Genomic DNA, 22,362 nt, shown 5'->3' on the forward strand with positions numbered 1-22,362 from the left:
GCCCGTCACACCTGCCGTACGACACGAAGGTTCTCTACTGCCATGTCTGAGACAACTGGTGCCAGCTACGCAGCCGCGGGCGTCGACATCGAAGCGGGCGACCGCGCGGTCGAGCTGATGAAGGAGTGGGTGAAGAAGACCCAGCGCCCCGAGGTCCTCGGCGGCCTCGGCGGTTTCGCCGGCCTCTTCGACGCCTCCGCCCTCAAGCGCTACGAGCGTCCCCTCCTCGCCTCCGCCACCGACGGCGTCGGCACCAAGGTCGACATCGCCCGCCAGCTGGGCGTCTACGACACCATCGGCCACGACCTGGTCGCGATGGTCATGGACGACATCGTGGTGTGCGGCGCCGAGCCGCTGTTCATGACCGACTACATCTGCGTCGGCAAGGTCCACCCCGAGCGCGTCGCCGCCATCGTCAAGGGCATCGCCGAGGGCTGTGTCCTCGCCGGCTGCGCCCTGGTGGGCGGCGAGACGGCCGAGCACCCGGGTCTGCTGGGCGAGGACGACTTCGACGTCGCCGGCGCCGGTACGGGTGTCGTGGAGGCCGACCGGCTGCTGGGCCCGGATCGCATCCGTAAGGGTGACGCGGTGATCGCCATGGCGGCGTCCGGCCTTCACTCGAACGGGTACTCGCTGGTCCGCCACGTCCTGCTGAACCAGGCCGGCCTCGCCCTGGACACGCGGATCGACGACCTCGGCCGCACCCTCGGCGAGGAGCTGCTGGAGCCGACGAAGATCTACTCGCTGGACTGTCTGGCCCTCACCCGCACCACGGACGTCCACGCCTACAGCCATGTCACGGGCGGCGGTCTGGCCGCCAACCTGGCCCGGGTGATCCCGGACGGCCTCCACGCGATCGTCGACCGCACCACCTGGACCCCGGCCCCGATCTTCGACCTCGTCGGCAGGACGGGGCAGGTCGAGCGCCTGGAGCTGGAGAAGACCCTGAACATGGGCGTCGGCATGATCGCCATCGTCCCTGAGGAGTCCACGGACGCGGCCCTGGCGACCCTGGCCGACCGCGGGGTCGAGGCATGGGTAGCCGGAGAGATCACGGACCGCGGCGACCGTGCGACCGGCGCGGAGCTGGTGGGCGACTACGCCTGAAACCAGCCCCTCCGGCCAGAACCAGCCCCTCCGGTTTCTGAGGGGCTGGGGCCGGGGCGGGGCCCCGCGACAGCAGCACAAAACCCGGTCCGGCGCATCTGCACCGGACCGGGAGGAGCACGGCTAGGCTGCCGCGGGCATCAAGCGCCGCGGCGTCGTTGCGACGTGGGACCGGACTCGTCGTCCTCGTCGTCCTCATCGTCGTCGTTGTAGAGATCCGCGTACTGGGCGTACGGGTCGTCTTCTTCTTCGTCGTCCTCGAACGGCTCGCCGTTCGGCGGTTGGCTCGAAGTCGAAGCGCCCAGCTCGTTGGCCAGACGCGACAGGTCAGTCCCGCCGCTGTTGTACTTCAGCTGGCGGGCGACCTTCGTCTGCTTGGCCTTGGCCCGGCCGCGCCCCATGGCTCGACCCCCTCGGTGACGGGGCTCGACGGCCCCAGAGTCTTGACACGCGTTCATGATCTAGAACGGGCTCTCCTCGGAGAGACCGGTCCGTAGGGCTTCCACGGTACCTGAGCCCGCGCCCATACGGTACGTCGCCCGCAGCACGCGCGTGTGCACAGGACCTTCGAGGTGCCCCGTCCTCGCTGGTCAACCGCGATTTTAACCACTTATCGGCGGTCGACCCGCCGGTAGAAGTGAGAGTTCTCTCCAACAGCCCACCGGCGGGTACCTGCCAAACCCCTGTTTGGGGTGATCTTCGGCCGACGGCGCGCCCGGATCAGTGCGCCCCGCGGGCCTCCGCCATCCGCTGCTCGGCGATCCGGTCGGCCGCGGCGGCCGGCGGAATCCCATCCGTCTTCGCACGTGCGAATATGGCCAGCGTGGTGTCGTAGATCTTCGCGGCCTTCGCCTTGCACCGGTCGAAGTCGAAGCCGTGCAGTTCGTCGGCGACCTGGATGACACCGCCGGCGTTCACCACGTAGTCGGGCGCGTAGAGGATGCCGCGGTCCGCGAGGTCCTTCTCGACGCCCGGGTGGGCGAGCTGGTTGTTGGCCGCGCCGCAGACCACCTTCGCGGTGAGCGCGGGCACGGTGTCGTCGTTCAGGGCGCCGCCGAGCGCGCAGGGGGCGTAGATGTCGAGGTTCTCGACGCGGATCAGGGTCGCGGTGTCGGCGACGGCCCGTACGCCCGTCGGGTGCGCGGCGAGGATCCGGCCCACGGCCTCCTCGCGCACGTCCGTGATGACGACCTCGGCGCCCTCCGCCCGCAGGTGCTCCACCAGGTGGTGGCCGACCTTGCCGACGCCGGCGATGCCGACGGTGCGGCCGCGCAGCGAGGGGTCGCCCCACTGGTGCTGGGCGGAGGCGCGCATGCCCTGGTAGACGCCGTAGGCGGTAAGCACGGAGGAGTCGCCCGCGCCGCCGTTCTCGGGGGAGCGCCCGGTCGTCCAGCGGCACTCGCGCGCCACGACGTCCATGTCGGCGACATACGTACCGACGTCGCACGCGGTGACGTAGCGGCCGCCCAGGGAGGCGACGAACCGGCCGTAGGCCAGCAGCAGCTCCTCGGACTTGATCTTCTCCGGGTCCCCGATGATCACGGCCTTGCCGCCGCCGTGATCGAGTCCGGCCATGGCGTTCTTGTACGACATCCCGCGCGCGAGGTTCAGCGCGTCGGCGACGGCCTCGTCCTCGGTCGCGTACGGGTAGAAGCGCGTACCGCCGAGGGCCGGGCCCAGGGCGGTGGAGTGGATGGCGATGACGGCCTTGAGGCCGCTGGCGCGGTCCTGACAGAGCACGACTTGCTCATGACCCCCCTGGTCCGAGTGGAACAGGGTGTGCAGGACGCCGTGTGTTACGTCGGTCACTGTGGTGACTCCTGAGTACTGGCGGCGATTGGAGCGGAGCTCCCGTACGGGTGGCGGGGGCTGTGAGCATGAGATTAGACCCGTTGGCGCCCGTCCATCCCGCAGTGCTCAGGATCACCTACGCGCGGAGTACGGCCGTGCGACGATTTGCATAGTTTTCCCGCATGTTTGTGAGCGGGTTCCGCGGGTTTTCCTGGCAGAGGGCGGGGGAGAGAGCAGGCGTGCCCAAGGTGTCCTCGGTGATCGTCCCGTACGCGACCTATCTGCGCGTCTACGAGCCACTGGCCGCCTTCCCGGAACCGGAGCGCGACCACTGGGCCCGCTACGCCCGCCGCGCCGACCGCCCGTCCTACCAGGACGAACTGCGCCGCTCACTGGCCGACTTGCTGCCCACCCCGCCCGTCGCGGTGCCGGTCCAGGAGAGCGCCGACGCCTTCGTGGCCGAGGTCGACGGGGTGCTGTGCGTGTGCCCGTGGCGCACCCGGCTGCGTGGCTGGCAGGCGCTCGGCGAGCTGGGCGACGAGCTGCCCAAGCCGGTCCTGGACGCGGTGCTGCCGGAGGTCGTACGGCGTCAGGCGGCCCAGGACTACGAGCGCTGGCTGGCCCGCAACCCGGACGCCCGGCCCTGGATCCGCACCTCGACCTGGCAGGTGCCGCTGCACTGGTTCGTGCTGGTGTCCGACGAGGAGCGGCGGTTCGACAAGGGCTCGGGCGACATCCCCCCGATGCTGCGCTACCGCACACCCATGGTGGAGGCGCGGCGGCGCGTGGCGCGGGCCCTGCGGACCCTGAAGGACGCCATCGACGAGGGGCCGCTCATCGACGGTCTGCTGGACGTCGGGCGCTGGCTGGAGGAGTTCCACCCGCGGTCCCTGGTCGAGCTGGACTACGGCGGCCTGGTGCACACCCTGCCCGCCGGCGAGCTGGAGGACGACCACTCGGCCGCCGATGTGACCCACGGCATCGACGCGCTCAGGCGGGGCGACGCAGAGGCCGCCGGGGAGGCCTACGGGCGGCTGGTGGAGCGGTGGCGGTCGGTGCGGGACCGGCGTTCGGCGAACTGAGCCGGCCGGTGTGACCCACGGCACGGCGAGGCCTGTGATCTGACGCACTGTGTGACGTAACGAACTGGCGTTTGACGAGACGCCCGTTTTGGGGTTTCGTGCTCGCTCTGGGGTTCCTGATGTCTCGTCAACAAGGGACGTAGAACCCGATACGGGCGTATGCGTCAAGACTGCTTCAACGCGCGTAAGCGTGACGGACCGCACGTACGCGGCTCTTGCGCCCCTAACCCCCCCTCGTGCCAAAATAGGACAAGGAGTCCGGGGAGGACTCCATCTCGACATTGCACGCTTTGGGGGGTCTTGGGACTCCTGCACGCCACTGTGACTGATCGTCACAGTGGCGTGACTGTCCGCTATGGCATGGTCCATCGGCATCCGTCGCTGATGAACACCTGGGAGGGCAATTCCATCGGTTTGGCCGACGCGGCTGGACAGATGGTGTAGTTGTAGTGCCGAGGACAAGCCGTTCGTCCTATAACCGACTCGACTCGCGTCCGCCATTTCGGGCAACGCGGGTCAAGGTGCAGAATTTAGAGGAAAGAACCGAGAAGGTTCGGTTCTCCCGAGGAGGCCGCTCATGACCGCTCGCACCCCTGATGCCGAGCCGCTGCTGACCCCGGCTGAGGTCGCCACGATGTTCCGCGTGGACCCCAAGACGGTCACGCGGTGGGCGAAGGCCGGGAAGCTTACTTCCATCCGTACGCTCGGCGGACACCGCCGCTACCGCGAGGCTGAGGTCCGCGCACTGCTCGCGGGCATCCCGCAGCAGCGCAGCGAGGCCTGAACAACTCCATAACCGGGCAAAACGGCAGTTCCCCCAACTCGCCGCGGCGCCCGAACCCTAGCTCCAAGCGACGCGGGTTCTGCCCCAACAGAGCCCACGCCCGAGCCGTCAGAGCTCTTCAGGCACGCAACGAGGGTGCGTCGTCGATCGCGCTGGACTCCGCCGAGTCCAGCGCGATCTTTTTGTGCGCGGGATGTGTGCCGGCAGGCCGACCTGTGGGTGGCCTCGTCGGAGCCTGGGGAGGGGTGTCGAATCTCCTGTGGACCCGCCCCGGGGTGTCACTGAGTGTGCGCCGGAGGATGCCTAGAAGCTGGTGCAATTGCACATATTAAATTGACCAGTTGTAGGCAGGGTGTAAGTACCGTGATTCCGGAAACTCATGCGGTGACACCCGTCACATCACGCGGTGCTTGTTGCCCGTGGGCTCGGTGCGCTAAGGAGGCCTGCTTGATCCAGCAGCCCATGCCAGAGCGGGAGTTGACGTTGGTACCGGGCACGGTCACGGCCGCGGTCACGCCGTGGACGTGGCCTCGTCCTTGCTGACGTCGTCGGGCGCCGTGGGCGCCGGGTTGCTGCTCCGCGGGGCGGAGTCCATCGCCAGCCGCAGCAGACGGTGGCAGATCGGGCAGTGGCGGGTGAGATGTCGGTAAGAGGCGGCGGCTGCCAGGTGCGCGCGGAGCAACGCCCGCGTCTCGTGCCTAGTCGATGCCGCCATACGCCACCTCCGAGGGGGCCACACCGGGAAGGGCCCTGGTTTCTGGGTACCGAGCGAATGTGACGCCGTCAAGGTGGCGTGGTGGCTCCGCCGGTTACGCCGGCCATGTCGATCACGCCGGTTCCTGGGCACCCGGCACCGCGGCCGGACAAGAAGAAGGCCCGCGTCCCCAAGGGGATGCGGGCCTTACTCTCACTGCGGTCCTGACGGGATTTGAACCCGCGGCCTCCACCTTGACAGGGTGGCGAGCACTCCAAACTGCTCCACAGGACCAGGTTTCGCGGCGCTATTCGTGCGTTGCGCTGCGAGAAGAGACTGTACAGGAGGGTGAGCCCCCGGGTCGAACTCACCCAGCGTGCACGCCTGGTCACGGCGCCAGCGAGTCGATCGTCTTCACGATCCGCTTGTCGGAGACCGGGTACGCCGTGCCGAGCGCGTGGGCGAAGTAGCTGACCCGGAGCTCCTCCAGCATCCAGCGGACGTCCAGGACCTGCTGCGGGACCGGGCGGCCCTGCGGCATCTGCTCCAGGAGCCAGGCGTACTCGTCCTGCATCTCGTGGACCTTCTCCATACGGGTGGTGTCCCGCTGGACGTTGGTCGGCATCTGCTGGAGCCGGCGGTCCACCGCGATCAGGTAGCGCATCAGGTCGGGCAGCCGGCGCAGCCCGGCCGTCGTCACGAAACCGGGCCGCACGAGGGCGTCCAGCTGCTTGCGTACGTCCGTGAGGTTGGCGAGCAGGACAGGGCTGCGTACGGCCTTCAGACGGCGCTCGGCGGCCTGCCAGGCGGCGAGTACCTGCTGCACCTGGCCCACCGTACGGACCGTCGTGTCGACGATCTCGGCGCGCACCTTGTCGTACAGCTTGCGGTACGACTCCTCGTCCCAGGCCGGCCCGCCGAAGTCACCGATCAGCTTGTCCGCCGCGGCCATCGCGCAGTCGTCGAAGAGGGCCTGGATCGAGCCGTGCGGGTTGGCGGACAGGGCCAGCTTCTGGGCGTTCGTCAGCTTCTCGGACGCGAACTTCGCAGGGTTGACCGGGATGTTGCGCAGGATCAGCCGGCGCGTGCCCTTCCACATCGCCTGCTGCTGCTCCGCCTCGGTGTCGAAGAGGCGTACGGAGACCGTGTCGCCGTCGTCCACCAGCGCCGGGTACGCCTTGACCGGCTGGCCGGCGCGGCGGGTCTCGAAGACGCGGGTGAGGGCGCCGATGGTCCAGTCGGTCAGGCCCGCGCGCTCCAGGGACTCGCCGCCCTGGCGGGACGCGGTGGCCGCGGCGGCCTGGGAGAGGGCCTTGCGCGCCTTCGGCTTCAGGCGGAGCTTCAGCGCCTCCAGGTCCTTGTCCTCGGCCAGCTTGCGACGCCGTTCGTCCACGATCCGGAAGGTGATGCGCAGATGGTCCGGAACCTTCGACCAGTCGAAGTCGTCGGCGGTGAACGGGACGCCGACCATGCGCTTCAGCTCGCGGGCCATGGTCACGGCCAGGGGTTCCTGGAGCGGCACGGCCGTGTCCAGGAAGCGCTTGGCGAAGTTCGGCGCCGGCACGTAGTGACGGCGGATCGGCTTCGGCAGGGAACGGATCAGCTCCGTCACCAACTCCTCGCGCAGACCCGGGATCTGCCAGTCGAAGCCCTCGTCCGTGACCTGGTTGAGGACCTGGAGCGGGATGTGGACGGTCACGCCGTCGGCGTCCGCGCCCGGCTCGAACTGGTACGTCACCCGGAACTTCAGCGCACCCTGCCGCCAGGAGTCCGGATAGTCGGCCTTGGTGACCGCCTCCGCCGACTCCCGGATGAGCATCTCGCGCTCGAAGTCCAGGAACTCCGGCTGCTCGTGCCGCTTGTGCTTCCACCAGGAGTCGAAGTGCGCGCCGGAGACGACGTGCTCCGGGACCTTCTCGTCGTAGAAGTCGAACAGCGTCTCGTCGTCGACCACGATGTCCCGGCGCCGGGCCCGGTGCTCCAACTCCTCGACCTCGCTGAGGAGTCTGCGGTTGTCGGCGAAGAACTTGTGGTGGGTGCGCCAGTCGCCCTCGACCAGGGCGTTGCGGATGAACAGCTCGCGGCTGACCTCCGGGTCGATCCGGCCGTAGTTCACCTTGCGCTGGGCGATGATCGGTACGCCGTACAGCGTGACCTTCTCGTACGCCATCACCGCCGCCTGGTCCTTCTCCCAGTGCGGTTCGCTGTACGTCCGCTTCAGCAGGTGCTCGGCGAGCGGCTCGACCCACTCCGGCTCGATCTTCGCGTTGACCCGGGCCCACAGGCGGGAGGTCTCGACGAGCTCGGCGGACATCACGAAGCGCGGGGGCTTCTTGAAGAGGGCCGAGCCGGGGAAGATCGCGAACTTGGCGCTGCGGGCGCCCAGGTACTCGTTCTTCGCGCCGTCCTTCACGTCCTTCATGCCGATGTGCGAGAGGAGGCCGGCGAGGAGGGAGAGATGGATGCGGTCGCCGGCCGCGTCCTCCTCGTTGAGATGGATGCCCATCTGCTTGGCGACCGTGCGGAGCTGGGTGTAGATGTCCTGCCATTCGCGGATGCGCAGGAAGTTCAGGTACTCCTGCTTGCACATCCGGCGGAACGACGACGAGCCGCGCTCGCGCTGCTGCTCGCGGACGTATCGCCACAGGTTGAGATACGCGAGGAAGTCGCTCGTCTCGTCCTTGAAGCGGGCGTGCTGCTGGTCGGCCTGGGCCTGCTTGTCGGCCGGGCGCTCACGCGGATCCTGGATGGAGAGCGCGGCCGCTATGACCATGACCTCGCGGACACAGCCGTTCTTGTCGGCCTCCAGGACCATCCGGGCCAGGCGCGGGTCGACGGGCAGCTGAGCGAGCTTGCGGCCGGTCTGCGTGAGCCGCTTGCGTACGTCCTTCTCGGCCGGGTCGATCGCGCCGAGTTCCTGGAGCAGCTGGACGCCGTCGCGGATGTTGCGGTGGTCCGGCGGGTCGATGAAGGGGAACTTCTCGATGTCGCCGAGGCCGGCCGCGGTCATCTGGAGGATGACGGAGGCGAGGTTCGTCCGGAGGATCTCCGCGTCCGTGAACTCCGGGCGGGCGACGAAGTCGTCCTCGGAGTAGAGCCGGATGCAGATACCGTCGCTGGTCCGGCCGCAGCGGCCCTTGCGCTGGTTGGCGCTGGCCTGGGAGATCGGCTCGATGGGCAGCCGCTGGACCTTGGTGCGGTGGCTGTAGCGGCTGATGCGGGCGAAGCCGGGGTCGATGACGTACTTGATGCCCGGGACGGTCAGCGACGTCTCGGCGACATTGGTCGCCAGAACGATCCTTCGGCCGGTGTGCGGCTGGAAGACGCGGTGCTGCTCGGCGTGCGAGAGCCGGGCGTAGAGCGGCAGCACTTCGGTGAAGCGGTACTGCTTCTTCGTGAGCGCGTCCGCCGTGTCACGGATCTCCCGCTCACCCGAGAGGAAGACGAGGATGTCGCCCTTGCCCTCGCCCTGGAGCTCCTCCACGGCATCGCAGATCGCGGTGATCTGATCCCGGTCGGAGTCCTCGGAGTCCTCCTCGAGAAGCGGCCGATACCGCACCTCCACCGGATACGTACGCCCGCTGACCTCGATGATCGGCGCGTCGCCGAAATGCCGGGAGAAACGCTCGGGATCGATGGTCGCCGAGGTGATGACGACCTTCAGGTCCGGCCGCTTCGGCAGCAGCTGCGCCAGATACCCGAGCAGGAAGTCGATGTTGAGGGACCGCTCGTGGGCCTCGTCGATGATGATCGTGTCGTAGGCGCGCAGCTCGCGGTCGGTCTGGATCTCGGCGAGCAGGATGCCGTCCGTCATCAGCTTGATGAAGGTGGCGTCCGGGTTCACCTGGTCGGTGAACCGCACCTTCCAGCCGACGGACTCCCCGAGCGGCGTGTCCAGCTCCTCCGCCACCCGCTCCGCGACCGTGCGCGCCGCGATACGGCGGGGCTGCGTGTGCCCGATCATGCCGCGCACGCCACGCCCGAGCTCCAGACAGATCTTCGGGATCTGCGTGGTCTTCCCGGAACCGGTCTCACCGGCGACGATCACGACCTGGTGATCGCGGATCGCGTCCGCGATGTCGCTCTTCTTCTGGCTGACCGGCAGCTGCTCGGGATACGTGACGGCAGGCACAAGGGTGCGCCGCGTGGCGATACGCTCCTCACCCTTGGCGATCTCCGCCTCGATCTCGGCCAGCACGGCGGCACGCGCCTCCGGCTTACGGATCTTGCGCGCGCCTTCGAGCCGCCGCCCGAGCCGCTGCGCATCACGCAGGGACAGCTCGGTCAGACGGGGGGCGAGGGCGCCGAGGGCGGGGGCAGGGTGCGTAGACATACGCGATCCAGGATCTCATCCCACCGAAATCGATGGCGAACACTTTTGCCGCCGGCGGTGGGGCCGACCGGCATACAACAAGGCCCCGATCCGGGGATCGGGGCCTTTGCTGTGGCTGGGGCCGGGGTCGAACCGGCGACCTATCGCTTTTCAGGCGATCGCTCGTACCAACTGAGCTACCCAGCCATGAGGCTTCTGGAAGCCTCAGCGGTCCTGACGGGATTTGAACCCGCGGCCTCCACCTTGACAGGGTGGCGAGCACTCCAAACTGCTCCACAGGACCAAGCTGTGTGGGCGACCACCAGTGTCGCACACGGTTTTGCGTGCCCCCAACGGGATTCGAACCCGTGCTACCGCCTTGAAAGGGCGGCGTCCTAGGCCGCTAGACGATGAGGGCTATCGGCCCGCCTGGGCGCTTCTCAGCGCGTCGGGGACGTGAGAAGCATATGGGATGGCGGGAGGTATCGCCAAAACGGTTTACGGGGTGGGGGTGGGGGATCCGGCCGGGGAGTTGGTCGGGGACTCGGTCGCGCCCGGCTGGTTCTCCTCGACCAGGTGGCGGCTGACCTCCGCCGTGGTCAGGCCGAGGCCGCCGAGTTCGATCTCGTCCCAGGCCTGGAGGCGGCGGGTGTCGCGGTCGAAGTAGAGGATCGAGGTCTGGATGGGGTCGGGGTGCTTGCCCTCGATGGCGCGCAGTCCGCTGCCGCCGGTGGAGCCCTCGACACGGAGGCGGGTGCCGTAGGGCAGGAGTTCCATCTCCGGGTGGTGGATGTGGCCGGCCAGGGCCAGGGGGACCTCGCCGTCGGTCTGGCGGGCCGCCACCGGTTCGTGGGCGATGGCCACGTCCACCGGCGTGCCGGCGGCCTTCTGGTCGCGCAGGGAGGTGGCGAGGCGCGCGCCCGCGAGTTCGTTGGCCGCGTCGCCGCCGGCGATCTGGGAGCGGTCGGGGGTGAACTGGGGGTCGCCGATCCCGGCGAAGCGCAGGCCGGCGATGCGCTGGGCCTCGCCGTCGTCCAGGACGTGGACGTTCTTGAGGCCTTCCAGGTAGCGCTGGGTGACGCGGGAGTCGTGGTTGCCGCGGACCCAGACGTAGGGGGCGCCGAGGTTCTCGATGGGATCCAGGAAGCCGTTCTCGGCGGCCGTGCCGTGGTCCATGGTGTCGCCGGAGTCGACGATCACGTCGACCTTGTACTGGTCCACCAGTGAGGCGATGATCTTCCAGCTCGCCGGGTTGAGGTGGATGTCGGAGACGTGCAGGACGCGGATGGTGGTGGGGTCCGGCGCGTAGGCGGGGAGGGTGGAGGTGGCGTCGTAGAGCTTGGTCACGTTGGTGACCAGGCGGGCCAACTCCTTCTGGTAGACGTCGAATTCGGTGACGATGCTGCGCGCGTTGCCGACCAGGGACGGGGCCGAGGAGAGCAGGCCCGAGAACTTCGGTTCCAGGACCGATTCGGGGTTCCAGGTGGCGTACGCCGTGCCGCCGGAGGCCGCCAGGAGGGTGAGGGCGAGGCCGCCGGCGGCGAGGGCGCGGCGGGGGCGGCGGTAGACCGCCAGGCCGAGCGCGGTGGCGCCGGTGACGACGGCGACGCAGCTGCGTACGGCCAGGTCGCGGGTGCCGTCGGTGACGTCCTGGGCTACCTCGTCCTGGAGGCCGGAGAGGCGTTCGGGGTGGTCGACGAGGGCCTGGGCGCGGACGGGGTCGAGCTGGTCGACGTTGACGTCCAGGCGGACGGGGGCGATGTGGCTGTCCAGTTGGAGGGCGCCCAGGGGGGAGACGTTGATCTTCGTGCCGCCGGTGACGGAGGGGCGCAGGGTCATCGTCGTGTTCATGGGGCCGACGGGGACGCGTACGTTGCCGACGACGAGCAGGCCGAGCCAGGTGCCGAGGAGGACGACGGTGACCAGGCCGAGGGCTCTGGTCCAGGGGTGGGGCTGGGTGACGAGTTCCGGTGTGGGGCTCGGGCGGCGGGTGGCGTAGCGGCGGGCGAGGGCGCGTGGGGCCCTGGGGAGGTGACCGAGGGCCTTCGTGACGGCGGCGGGGACGCGGGCCATTGGTCCCGTATGCCCAGGCGCGGAAGTGGATATGCGGGGCCGTTCGCGGCTCCTTGTGGCGGTGTGGTGCCTGACAATGGGCCTGTGCTGGAGATGACGCGCGAGGAGTTCGAGGAACTGGTCGCCGAGGCGCTGGACCGGATTCCGCCGGAGTTGACGCGGCTGATGGACAACGTCGCGGTGTTCGTCGAGGACGAACCGCCGGCGGACGACCCCCAGCTGCTCGGGTTGTACGAGGGGACGCCGCTGACGGAGCGCGGGGAGTGGTACGCCGGGGTGCTGCCGGACCGGATCACGATCTACCGGGGTCCGACGCTGCGGATGTGCGAGTCGCGCGAGGAGGTCGTCGAGGAGACCGAGGTGACGGTGGTGCATGAGATCGCGCATCACTTCGGGATCGACGATGCCCGGTTGCATGCGCTCGGGTACGGGTGAGAGTGCGTCTGTGACGGGTGCTGTCCGGCTTGTTCGGGGGCGTGTCCTCTTGTGGGCGGCGGGAGTTGGGCAGGTTGACTTCTTCGCCCGCCCCCGGAGGTGGCTCCCGTGCGCCCCTTGTACGTACCTGTCCGTCTGGCCGCCACGGTGATGGCCGTCGCCGCTGCCGCCGGCTGTATGAGCGTGGGTGACGACGGGGGTGGCAAGGACGCGAAGCCGTCGCACTCGGCGGGGCAGCGCGGGGGTGAGGAGCCGGACGGCGGGTCGGCGGTGTCGGGCGGCGGGGCCGGGTACGGGGCGCACGCGGACGACGGCAAGCGGGAGAAGGTCAAGAAGGGCAAGGGGAAGGGCAAGGGGAAGGGTGCCGAGTCGGCGTCCCCCTCCGCCTCGCCGTCCGCCGCGGTGAGCGCCTCCGCGCCCGCGGGGGGCGGGCCGGTGGAGCCGGGGACGACGGAGAAGCCGGGGCCCACCCGGACGGCCGAGCCGACGCCCACGCGTACGCCGGATCCGGAGCCGACGCCGACCGAGCAGCCGACGACCGCCTCGCCGACGCCCACGGTTGCGGAGCCGTCGTCTTCGGCGCACGAGGAGACGGGGCCGCAGCTGGCCCAGCGGGAGCCGGCGCCGGCCGCGGGGGCGCCGGCCTGAGGTGGGGGTGAGGGGGTGGCGGACGTGACGTTGCCTACACGGTTGACGGTCGGTTTGCCTTGGGGGGCCTGGGGTGCGTATGGTGGTAGATCGTTTGATCCCATTTGCCCGGCGCCACTGCAGAGCGCGCCGTGTGGCGCGTTCTCTCCCTTGCCGTGGCTGACCGCATTGAGGCGGTCGTATTGCGAATCACGGAGTTGACGGGCGCGTGCCGACGAGACTCCGGAAGGTTTCGCTTACGCATGTCCATTTCCAGTCCTGACCACGTCGTCGTGCCCGAGAACGACGAGAACGCGGCCGTCGAGGAGACCCCCGAGGTCACCTTCGCCGACCTCGGTCTCCCCGAGGGCGTCGTGCGCAAGCTCGCGCAGAACGGCGTGACCACCCCCTTCCCGATCCAGGCCGCGACCATCCCGGACGCCCTGGCCGGCAAGGACATCCTCGGCCGCGGCCGCACCGGCTCCGGCAAGACGCTGTCGTTCGGTCTGCCGACGCTGGCACGTCTGTCCGGCGGCCGTACCGAGAAGCACAAGCCGCGCGCCGTCATCCTCACCCCGACCCGTGAGCTCGCGATGCAGGTCGCGGACGCGCTCCAGCCGTACGGCGACGTCCTCGGCCTCAAGATGAAGGTCGTCTGCGGCGGTACGTCGATGGGCAACCAGATCTACGCCCTGGAGCGCGGCGTCGACATCCTCGTCGCCACCCCGGGCCGTCTGCGCGACATCATCAACCGCGGCGCCTGCTCCCTGGAGAACGTCGAGGTCGCCGTCCTCGACGAGGCCGACCAGATGTCCGACCTGGGCTTCCTGCCCGAGGTCACCGAGCTGCTGGACCAGGTCCCGGCGGGCGGCCAGCGGATGCTGTTCTCGGCCACCATGGAGAACGAGATCTCCACGCTGGTCAAGCGCTACCTGAGCAACCCCGTCACGCACGAGGTCGACAGCGCCCAGGGCAACGTCACGACCATGTCGCACCACATCCTGATCGTGAAGCCCAAGGACAAGGCGCCGGTCACCGCGGCCATCGCCTCCCGCAAGGGCCGCACCATCATCTTCGTCCGCACCCAGCTGGGCGCCGACCGTATCGCCGAGCAGCTGTGCGACTCCGGTGTGAAGGCCGACGCGCTGCACGGCGGTATGACGCAGGGTGCGCGCACCCGCGTGCTGGAGGACTTCAAGAAGGGCTACGTCAACGCGCTCGTCGCGACCGACGTCGCCGCCCGCGGTATCCACGTGGACGGCATCGACCTGGTCCTGAACGTGGACCCGGCCGGTGACCACAAGGACTACCTGCACCGTTCCGGCCGTACTGCTCGCGCGGGCCGCTCCGGGACGGTCGTCTCCCTCTCCCTGCCGCACCAGCGCCGTCAGATCTTCCGGCTGATGGAGGACGCGGGCGTCGACGCCTCGCGCCACATCATCCAGGGCGGCAACGCCTTCGACCCGGAGGTCGCCGAGATCACCGGCGCCCGTTCGATGACCGAGGTGCAGGCGGAGTCCGCGGGCAACGCCGCGCAGCAGGCCGAGCGTGAGGTGGCTCAGCTCACCAAGGAGCTGGAGCGTGCGCAGCGGCGTGCCGCCGAGCTGCGCGAGGAGTCCGACCGGCTCGTCGCCCGCGCGGCGCGTGAGCGTGGCGAGGACCCGGAGGCCGCGGTGGCCGAGGCGCAGGCCGTGGCGGCGGTCGAGGCCGTCGAGGTGGCCGTGCCCGAGCAGCCGGTGGCGCAGGACGTCGACCGGGCCGAGGCCCCGGCGTACGAGCGTCGTGAGCGTCGGGACAGCGACCGCGGTGGCTTCCGCCGTGACGACCGTCGCGATGACCGTCGGGACGACCGTGGTGGGCGTTCCTTCGAGCGTCGGGACAACGACCGCGGTGGGTTCAACCGTGACCGTGGTGACCGTGGGTTCGAGCGTCGGGACAACGACCGTGGCGGCTTCCGTCGCGATGACCGTCGGGACGACCGTGGTGGGCGTTCCTTCGAGCGTCGGGACAACGACCGCGGTGGGTTCAACCGTGACCGTGGTGACCGCGGTGACCGTGGGTTCGAGCGTCGGGACAACGACCGTGGCGGCTTCCGTCGCGACGACCGTCGGGACGACCGCGGTGGCCGTTCCTTCGACCGTGACCGTGGCGGCCGTTCCTTCGAGCGCCGGGACAACGACCGCGGTGGCTTCCGCCGTGACGACCGTCCCGCCGGGCGTTCCTTCGAGCGCCGTGACGAGCGTGGCGGGCACCGTGGCAGCGACCGCCCCTTCAACCGCGACCGCCGTGACGACCGTCCCGGCTTCCGCTCCGGCGGGCACGAGCGTCCGTACGGCCGTCGTGACGAGCACCGTGGCGGCACCTCCGGCACCTCCGGCTCCTTCGGGCGCCGCGACGACAAGCCGCGCTGGAAGCGCAACGGCTGACCTCCGCCGGTAAGGCACTGAGCGCCGGGCCCCCATCTCTCCGGGTGGGGGCCCGGCGCTTTCCCGTGTGCGGGGCCGGTCGGAAAACGCTCTCCTGGCATCTGTGAAAGAGCTGTAAGATCAGCCGACTTATGAGGGGGATGCGACGGCCGGGGGGCCGGGGGCATCTGAGAACAGTGCGCCGCTCCCTCTCCCGTGTTCAGGGGAGGATCGCCTTGGCCCGCCATGTCTTCGCAGGTCGTTCGAGAGCGAGACGCGCGGCCGTCGCCGTGGCCGCGTCCGCCGCGCTCGCGGGTGGGCTGAGCCCGCTGCTGCCGGCCGCGTCGGCGGCGGAGGTGCCGCAGGAGACGGTCGTACCGTCGACCCCGCGGACCACGAACCTGGCCGCGGCGCTCCAGTTCTCCGACACCACGACCGGGGCGAACGGCGCCGGCGCCGAGGGTGTCTTCCACCGGCTGGAGGGCAGCTCCCGGCTGCTGTGGACGCGGTACGCCGACGGCAGGTCCTCCGAGGCGCCCGTACCCACCGGCACGGCGAGCATGGCGGGCACCGGCACCGATGTGCTCGCCTACCGGGCTTCGGGCGGCCGGATCGACTTCTGGAACGCGGCGGACGGCACCACCCGCACCTTTCAGCTGCCCACGGGCCACACCGTGCTGACGATCTACGGCACCACGGTCGTCACCGCTGCCAACGTCACGGACGCCGACGGCACGGCCACGCGGGTCGTCCACCTGCTGGACGTACGCGAGGACGGGACCGTCGTCGACACGGAGGTCGGCGGGGCGCCCGCGGGCATGACGCTGGGGCAGCCGCGCGGCGCCGACGACAAGGGCCTGATCTTCAACGCGACACTGGACGGCACCGCCCGCATGGTCGCCGTCGACCGCGCCACGGGACGTGTGCAGAACTGGACGCAGCCGCTGCCCTCCCTCGCCTACGGCTACGTCAAGCTCTCGCCGGACCATGTCGCCGTCTACAGCAAGGCGTTGAACACCAAGGTGCTGGTCGTGCCCCGCGCCGACCTGGCGGCCGCCCCGGTGGAGGTGGGCCTCGCCGGAAGCCCCAGCGCCAACTATGTCGACGACCTGGCCGTCGTCGGCGACTGGCTGGTGCACCAGCCCACCGGCAGCACCCAGATCACGGCCAAGCCGATCGCGGGCGGTGCCGAGGTGACCCTGCTCACCGCCTCGCGCAGCGAGGTCACCGCCGTGTCGGACGGCGCCGCCGTCGCCATCGGCCGTACCGCGGCCGACGACTGGGGTATCCAGCGCATCCACGCCGACGCGTCGGGCAGTCCGGTCGTCACGCAGGTCAAGGCGCTCCCCAAACCGCCGGCCCCGATCCAGGGCATCTCGCTGGAGCAGGGCCGGCTGGTCGTCACCGACACCGGTGGCAGCACACAGCGCAACGATTATCTGAGAACTGTCGCAGTCACGGGCGCCCCCACCTTCGGTGAGCGCTCCTCGTTCACGCCCACCTCGGCCGGCGTGATCGGCACCTGCCCGGTGACCGATGTGGCCTGCTCGCAGGTCTTCGGTACGGCCGACGGGCGGATCGCCTGGATGGAGTACGGCTCCGAGACCGACCGCCTGCGCGTCAACGGCCCCACCGGCGCGGGCCTGTGGGAGCGGAGCGTGCCCATCGACGGGCGCATCCTCGATGTGTCGGGGCGGTACGTCCTCTACACGACGCCCAGCAACGTGTACGCCTACAAGATCGGTGACCAGGCGGAGCCGTACGCCACGCGGGGCCCCGCCGCCCTCTCCGGCGACACCCTGTGGACGGGGGGTGCGACCCCCGGCACGGTCACCGCGTACAACCTGACGACGAAGAAGACCACCGAGACGGTGGCGCTCGCCTCGGGCTGTGCGCCGACCGAACTCCAGGCGCTTGGGCGGTACTTGTACTGGACCTGCGGTGACAAGGCCGGGGTCTACGACCGTACGGCGAAGACGTCCGTGGCCGTGCCGACGGGTGAGGCCAAGCTCGGGGACGGGTTCGTCGTCACGCACGACCGGCAGGCCGGGAAGCTGACGCTCACGACGGTCGCCGACGGGACCGCCGCGAGCCGGGTCATCGGCGATCTGCCCGACACCGGGGTCTCGCAGCGGGACGTGCGCTGGACGGTCGACGAGGCCGGCGCGAACGCGGCCTATGTGGACGATCAGGAGCGGGTGCACCTCATCCCGTCCGGGGTCGCGCAGCAGCCGCTCCGTCTGCTGGGTCCCGCGCAGAGCACGGCGACCGTCACGGCCCGCACGACCGACAGCGTGCCGGACACCCTCACCACCGTGCTGCTGTCCAAGCCCTCCTCCGGCTGGGACCTGACCGTCCGCGACCGCGCGACCGGCAAGGTCTACACCGACGGTGTGGACGGAACGGCGGCGCGCGGCGAGCTGGCCGTCGGCTGGCACGGCGACGACCCGACGAGGACCGGGGACGCCTTCGTGCCGAACGGTTCCTACGACTGGACCCTGACCGTCACCCCGGCCGACGGCGTCGGCGCCCCGCTGCAGGTGCGCGGCACCGTCCGGCTGGTGAGGGGCGACGCGGTCCGCCGGGACCACGTCGGCGCGGCGGGCCTGCCGGACGGCGTCGGCGACCTGCTGACCCTCAACTCCTCGGGTGCCCTGACCTTCCAGCAGGGCACCGGCAAGGGCACGTTCTCCGGGAAGGTCTCGGGGAGCGGCTGGTCGACGAAGTCGGTCGCGGTGCCCTTCGGGGATCTCAACGGCGACCGGTGCAACGACGTGCTGGTGCGGATGAGCGACGGCTCGCTGCGCGGCTACAAGGCCAAGTGCGGGCAGGCGCTGACGCCTTCGACGTCGTACACGAAGCTCGGCACCGGCTGGAACGCCTACGACGTGCTCACCTCGCCGGGGGACCTGACCGGGGACAGGCGGGCCGATCTGCTGGCGCGGAAGGCGTCGACCGGGGACATCTACCTGTTCGCGGCGAAGAGCGACGGGACGCTGGCGGCGGGGAAGAAGATCCGTTCGGCGTGGAGCGGCTACACGAGGATCGTGGGGGCCGGGGACCTGAACGGCGACGGTCACGGGGATCTGCTGGCCCGGGACAAGGCCGGGACGCTGTGGCGCTACAACGGCCTGGGCAACGGGCTGTTGAAGGACAGGGTGAAGGTCTTCTCGGGCTGGGGCACGGGCTACAACGTCATCGTCGGCGCCGGGGACATCACGGGAGACGGCAAGGCGGACCTCGTCTCCCGGGACGGCAGCGGCAACGTGTGGCGCAACAGCGGTGACGGGAAGGGGTCGTTCGGGGCCCGGGTGAAGATCGCGAGCGGCTGGCAGGGCTACAAGGGCGTTTTCTAGCGGCACTTTTTGGCCAAGCCGTGACGCATGTCACGTCCCCGGCGAGGGAATCGCTGGGGACATGACAGATGACGGCAGCGGTCGTCGTCGGCGCGCTGACGCCTCGGCCCATATGACGGAGGAGACGCACTACGCGTCGACCGCGGGCCCGAAGGGCATCGTGCGGTCCATCTGGACCTCGTGGATCGCGGGGTTCGTCCTGCTGCTCGGCTTCACCTTCGCCATCCAGTCCTACGAGGGCGCGCTGGCGTCCCCGACGGGCGCGCCGCCCGCGCAGATCCTGCTCGACGCGCTGGGCGCGACGGCGGGCAAGCTGCTCCTGCTGGTCGTCGTCGGCGCGCAGCTGTTCTGCGGCATGGCGTCCGTGACGGCCAACAGCCGCATGATCTACGCCTTTTTCCGGCGGGGCGCTGCTCCTGGGGCTGCCGTACCTGATCAACGTCACGGCGTACGCGGCGGTGACCTCGATCGCGGTGATCGGCCTGTACATCGCCTACGTCGTCCCGACGCTGCTGCGGCTGCGCAAGGGCGAGGCGTTCGAGCGGGGGCCGTGGCACCTCGGGCGCTGGTCCGGGGCCGTCGGGGTGGTGGCGGTGACGTGGGTCGGCGTGATCACGGTGCTGTTCATGCTGCCGCAGGTGTCCCCGGTGACCTGGGAGACCTTCAACTACGCCCCCGTCGCCCTGGTCGTCCTCGGCTTCGCCGCGACCTGGTGGCTGGCCTCGGCCCGGCACTGGTTCCTCAACCCCGACCACGCGCGCACGATCGCCCGCCACGCCGCCCGCGCCGGGGCGCCCGAACCGGCGGACCCGTAGCACTCCGGCGCGCACGTGCCCCGAAAGGGCTCGCCCCAGGGCCCTCCGCCCCCGCCGACGCGGCCGTGACCCCGATACCCGATCGGAGTCTCGGCCACGTGCGGCTATGCTCGGGGAGGCAACATCGCCTGGGCCCTTAGCTCAATTGGCAGAGCAGTGGACTTTTAATCCATTGGTTGTGGGTTCGAGTCCCACAGGGCCTACGCAATCGCCCCCAGCTCAGAGGCATTTCGAGCTGGGGGCGTGTCCGTTTTAAGGGGGTCCCGTGAGCGTCTGCTGGCCCCCTGCTGGCCCGAAAGCAAGATGATCAAGGCATGAAGCGGCCCCGGCGACAGTCGGGGGAGGCTGTCGGCCGGGGCCGCGGGGATCGTCACCGGCGCGATCGGCGCACCACGTCGGTGACGATGGTCAGGGGCGGAGAGGTACCTGGCTTGTCTGGGTCGGCACCGGCTTGCACGGACGGGAGTGTTGGTAGAGCGTCGTCCCGGCGCCGGACGGCGACATCTTGTCGACCTTGATGTAGGCCTCGCCGTCTCGGATCGACTTGTCGCAGCAGATGCAGATTTTGATCATGGGGTGCCTCCCTGGTCGGCCTTCTCCGGGGTTCGCCTCGGGTGCCGGGGCCGCTGTGTGCACTGCGGTCGGCACTCGTACACCTCGACGCTCATGTCGTGCGCGCCGATGGATCCTTGGGCGCGGCCGGCGGACCGTGCCCCGTTGGTCAACCGCGCGTTGCACCAGCAGCAGTTCCACCCGGAGTACTGCGCCCGGGTCAGGGACGTCGCCGCGGGTGGCTGGGGCTGCCACTTCATGGCTGCTTCGCCTCGTCGTCGACCTCGACCCAGATCTCCGTGGCGCCGCTGGTGTTGGTACTGCCCCACCGGTCTGCGCTGCGCATCGCCTGGAGGACGGCGGCCCATGCGGGGTCGCCGTCGCCGGGGGCGGGCAGGTACAGGCGCAGGCCGGTCTCGGCGGCGAGGAGGTGTACGGGGGTGCCGGTCGCGCGTTCCAGTGCGGCGCGTAACGCCGCTGCTCGCAGGCTGATCGGCACAACAAAACCCCTACTCTCGTGCGAGAGAATGACTCTCGTATGAGAGTAGCCACCGGGCCACTACTCTGTCACGCAAGTCACACTGAGAGGAGGCGGACAGTGACCGACGAAACGCCCCTGTACCTGCGGATCGCCGAGGACCTGCGCGCCCTCATCCGCGACATGCCAGCGGGCGCCCGGCTCCCCTCCGTCTCCGAACTGATCGGCCAGTACGGCGGCAGCAACTCCGCACCCAGCCGCGCCTACCGCGTCCTCGTCGATGACGGCCTGGTCGTCTCCCGGCACGGCGCCGGGTACTACGTCCGAGGCGCAGACAGCCCCGAGTTGCTCGTGCGGCAGCACCGCCGCCGGTCCGAGGACTCCCCCTTTGCCGAGGGCGCTGCACGGCAGGGCGCGGTCGGAACGTGGCGGCATGAGTCGACGACCGAGCAGGCCTCCGAGGTCGTCGCCAGGCGGCTGAGCATCGCCGAGGGCGACGCGGTCATGCACACGAGCTACGTGTACCTCGCCGACGAGCAGCCGGTGCAGCTGGCGGAGTCGTGGGAGCCGCTCGCGCTCACTGGCCAGTCCTTGATCGCGCTGCCCGAGGTCGGCCCGTATGCGGGCGTGGGCGTGGCCGCGCGCATGCGCGTGCTTTCCATCGAGGTTGGCGATCCCGTGGAGCGGGTGCGTGCCCGCATGGCCACCCGAGCCGAGGCGCAGGCCCTCGGCATGACGCCGCCCGGCCCGGTTCTCGCCATCGAGCGGACCTACTACGACCAGGCCACCGGTCGCCCCGTCGAGACCGCGGACGTCATCATGCGAGGTGACCGGTGGGTGTCCATCTACGGTCAGACGCCGGGTGGTTGACGTTTCAGTACATGACGAAGCGGCCCCGCCCTCCCGAAGGAGAGCGGGGCCGCGGTCGTTACGGGTACTGGCGGCGATACGGAAGGGCCATGGAGAGCAGCCCGCCGTCATCGGTCGGTTCCGGGTCGGGGGCGCCGTCCTTGCGGCACACCAGCGCGTCCGGATCCCAGCTCGGGGCCTGGAGCGAGTAGCCGTCGGGACACGTCTGTCCGTCCTTGCCGTCGACGCCGTCGCGTCCGTCTCTGCCGGGTGGCCCGCTAGGGCCTGGGACGGTGGAGTCGGCTCCTGGCGGTCCGGATGGCCCGGGCACTGTGGAGTCCGCCCCGGGGCGGCCGGGCGCGCCAGATGCCCCCGAGGCGCCCGGCGAGGGGGTGATGGTGGGAGCCGGATTGCCCGGGTCGCCCTTCTCACCCTTCTCCCCTGGGATGGGGATCGGGACCGGCACGCGGGCGCGGTCGTCCAAATCCTCGACGGCCTTGCTCGGGTCGGGCGCCTTGGGTGTCTCACCTGCCGCCTGTACCTGAGCGCGTAGCACGCGCACGTCCCCGGCGAGGGTGGACACGGCGACCCCACGCCGGTCGGCCTCGTCGGCGAGCTGGCTGTACCAGGACCAGCCGACGACAGTGGCCCCGGACAGGGCCAGCAGCCAGCAGAAGACGGCGATCCACCGCCAGCGCCCGGCGAGCGCCCGTTCAGCACGGGTCACGGTGGATCGCCTCCCATATTGATCAGTCGGATGCGGAGGAGCGCGTTCTCTTCCCGGTCTGCGATGCGCTGTTCGAGCAGCTGCTCGATCTTTTGGTCCCGCGCCGTGAGCTGCTCACGTAGCTTGTCGCGCTCCTCCTGGACTTGGTCGAGCTCCGAGTTCCAGCGGGTGGTCGCGTTCTCTCCCCGCTTACCGAGGTACGCCACCACCGAGCCGGACAACACCCCGACGAGCGCGATCACGCTGCCGATGGTGGTGGCGTCCAAGGTGGCTCC

At 70.0% G+C, this 22,362-nt stretch carries 17 protein-coding genes, 5 tRNA genes and 1 pseudogene; 10 read left to right on the top strand and 13 right to left on the bottom strand.

Going from position 1 to position 22,362, the window contains the following annotated elements:
- Nucleotides 1-42: 42 nt before the first annotated feature.
- Nucleotides 43-1,107, top strand: coding sequence for a phosphoribosylformylglycinamidine cyclo-ligase (gene purM, locus AQJ67_RS41130; protein WP_062724725.1), 1,065 nt, complete (start codon nt 43-45; stop codon nt 1,105-1,107).
- Between the two features lie 140 nt (nt 1,108-1,247).
- On the opposite strand, the gene AQJ67_RS41135 is transcribed toward purM, so the two are convergent.
- Together AQJ67_RS41135 and AQJ67_RS41140 are read right to left on the bottom strand one after the other, a co-directional pair.
- On the bottom strand, nt 1,248-1,508 hold the full coding sequence (locus tag AQJ67_RS41135) for a DUF3073 domain-containing protein (protein WP_062724727.1): 261 nt from the start codon (nt 1,506-1,508) through the stop codon (nt 1,248-1,250).
- A 319-nt stretch (nt 1,509-1,827) separates the two neighbouring features.
- A complete protein-coding gene (locus AQJ67_RS41140; protein ID WP_062724729.1) occupies nt 1,828-2,916 on the bottom strand; it encodes a Leu/Phe/Val dehydrogenase in 1,089 nt (362 codons plus the stop codon).
- Nucleotides 2,917-3,137: 221 nt separating this feature from the next.
- Here AQJ67_RS41140 and AQJ67_RS41145 point away from each other — a divergent pair, with 221 nt between their 5' ends.
- Nucleotides 3,138-3,980, top strand: coding sequence for a DUF8083 family protein (locus AQJ67_RS41145; RefSeq protein ID WP_062724731.1), 843 nt, complete (start codon nt 3,138-3,140; stop codon nt 3,978-3,980).
- 577 nt (nt 3,981-4,557) lie between these two features.
- Nucleotides 4,558-4,764, top strand: coding sequence for a developmental transcriptional regulator BldC (gene bldC, locus AQJ67_RS41150; RefSeq protein ID WP_003949541.1), 207 nt, complete (start codon nt 4,558-4,560; stop codon nt 4,762-4,764).
- Nucleotides 4,765-5,275: 511 nt separating this feature from the next.
- Here bldC and AQJ67_RS41155 read toward each other — a convergent pair.
- The 7 genes from AQJ67_RS41155 to AQJ67_RS41185 all read right to left on the bottom strand — a co-directional run bounded on the left by AQJ67_RS41155 (nt 5,276) and on the right by AQJ67_RS41185 (nt 11,843).
- Nucleotides 5,276-5,479: a DUF6274 family protein gene (locus tag AQJ67_RS41155; RefSeq protein WP_062724733.1), complete on the bottom strand. Its 204-nt coding sequence runs from the start codon at nt 5,477-5,479 to the stop codon at nt 5,276-5,278.
- 198 nt (nt 5,480-5,677) lie between these two features.
- Nucleotides 5,678-5,752 (bottom strand) — tRNA-Asp (locus AQJ67_RS41160).
- Nucleotides 5,753-5,846: 94 nt separating this feature from the next.
- Nucleotides 5,847-9,791 carry an ATP-dependent RNA helicase HrpA gene (gene hrpA, locus AQJ67_RS41165; protein ID WP_062724735.1) on the bottom strand — a complete coding sequence of 1,315 codons (3,945 nt, stop codon included), beginning with the start codon at nt 9,789-9,791 and terminating at the stop codon, nt 5,847-5,849.
- Nucleotides 9,792-9,903: 112 nt separating this feature from the next.
- Nucleotides 9,904-9,977 (bottom strand) — tRNA-Phe (locus AQJ67_RS41170).
- A gap of 22 nt (nt 9,978-9,999) precedes the next feature.
- Nucleotides 10,000-10,074 (bottom strand) — tRNA-Asp (locus tag AQJ67_RS41175).
- A gap of 41 nt (nt 10,075-10,115) precedes the next feature.
- A tRNA-Glu gene (locus tag AQJ67_RS41180) sits at nt 10,116-10,188 on the bottom strand.
- Between the two features lie 80 nt (nt 10,189-10,268).
- A complete protein-coding gene (locus AQJ67_RS41185) occupies nt 10,269-11,843 on the bottom strand; it encodes a metallophosphoesterase family protein (RefSeq protein ID WP_062724737.1) in 1,575 nt (524 codons plus the stop codon).
- Nucleotides 11,844-11,927: 84 nt separating this feature from the next.
- On the opposite strand from AQJ67_RS41185, the gene AQJ67_RS41190 reads away from it, so the two are divergent.
- The 6 genes and pseudogenes from AQJ67_RS41190 to AQJ67_RS41215 all read left to right on the top strand — a co-directional run bounded on the left by AQJ67_RS41190 (nt 11,928) and on the right by AQJ67_RS41215 (nt 19,684).
- Entirely contained in the window at nt 11,928-12,278 is a 351-nt protein-coding gene (locus tag AQJ67_RS41190; protein ID WP_062724740.1) for a metallopeptidase family protein, read from the top strand.
- Between the two features lie 108 nt (nt 12,279-12,386).
- Nucleotides 12,387-12,926, top strand: coding sequence for a hypothetical protein (locus AQJ67_RS41195; protein ID WP_062724741.1), 540 nt, complete (start codon nt 12,387-12,389; stop codon nt 12,924-12,926).
- Nucleotides 12,927-13,168: 242 nt separating this feature from the next.
- Nucleotides 13,169-15,331, top strand: a complete 2,163-nt coding sequence (locus AQJ67_RS41200) for a DEAD/DEAH box helicase (RefSeq protein ID WP_062724743.1) — start codon at nt 13,169-13,171, stop codon at nt 15,329-15,331.
- 215 nt (nt 15,332-15,546) lie between these two features.
- Nucleotides 15,547-18,666: an FG-GAP repeat domain-containing protein gene (locus AQJ67_RS41205; RefSeq protein WP_062724745.1), complete on the top strand. Its 3,120-nt coding sequence runs from the start codon at nt 15,547-15,549 to the stop codon at nt 18,664-18,666.
- Nucleotides 18,667-18,763: 97 nt separating this feature from the next.
- Nucleotides 18,764-19,481 (top strand): annotated as a pseudogene (locus AQJ67_RS41210) (amino acid permease); the annotation flags it as partial.
- A 130-nt stretch (nt 19,482-19,611) separates the two neighbouring features.
- Nucleotides 19,612-19,684 (top strand) — tRNA-Lys (locus AQJ67_RS41215).
- A 205-nt stretch (nt 19,685-19,889) separates the two neighbouring features.
- On the opposite strand, the gene AQJ67_RS48035 is transcribed toward AQJ67_RS41215, so the two are convergent.
- Nucleotides 19,890-20,054: a hypothetical protein gene (locus AQJ67_RS48035; protein WP_159058923.1), complete on the bottom strand. Its 165-nt coding sequence runs from the start codon at nt 20,052-20,054 to the stop codon at nt 19,890-19,892.
- Nucleotides 20,055-20,289: 235 nt separating this feature from the next.
- The gene (locus tag AQJ67_RS41220) at nt 20,290-20,532 is read right to left on the bottom strand and encodes a hypothetical protein (RefSeq protein WP_062724747.1); all 243 of its coding nucleotides are present in this window, start codon (nt 20,530-20,532) and stop codon (nt 20,290-20,292) included.
- Between the two features lie 99 nt (nt 20,533-20,631).
- On the opposite strand from AQJ67_RS41220, the gene AQJ67_RS41225 reads away from it, so the two are divergent.
- Complete coding sequence (locus AQJ67_RS41225) at nt 20,632-21,381, top strand: GntR family transcriptional regulator (RefSeq protein ID WP_062724749.1); 750 nt, start codon at nt 20,632-20,634, stop codon at nt 21,379-21,381.
- Between the two features lie 58 nt (nt 21,382-21,439).
- Here the strand turns inward: AQJ67_RS41225 and AQJ67_RS41230 are convergent, their stop codons facing one another.
- Together AQJ67_RS41230 and AQJ67_RS41235 are read right to left on the bottom strand one after the other, a co-directional pair.
- A complete protein-coding gene (locus tag AQJ67_RS41230; protein WP_062724752.1) occupies nt 21,440-22,087 on the bottom strand; it encodes a collagen-like domain-containing protein in 648 nt (215 codons plus the stop codon).
- Nucleotides 22,084-22,353 (bottom strand): hypothetical protein, encoded by a 270-nt coding sequence (locus AQJ67_RS41235; RefSeq protein WP_062724755.1) that lies wholly within the window; start codon nt 22,351-22,353, stop codon nt 22,084-22,086. Before AQJ67_RS41235 ends, AQJ67_RS41230 begins: the two co-directional genes overlap by 4 nt.
- Nucleotides 22,354-22,362: the final 9 nt, after the last annotated feature.

Origin of the sequence: Streptomyces caeruleatus (assembly GCF_001514235.1) — a bacterium.
In the GTDB taxonomy this organism is placed as follows: Bacteria; Actinomycetota; Actinomycetes; order Streptomycetales; family Streptomycetaceae; genus Streptomyces; species Streptomyces caeruleatus.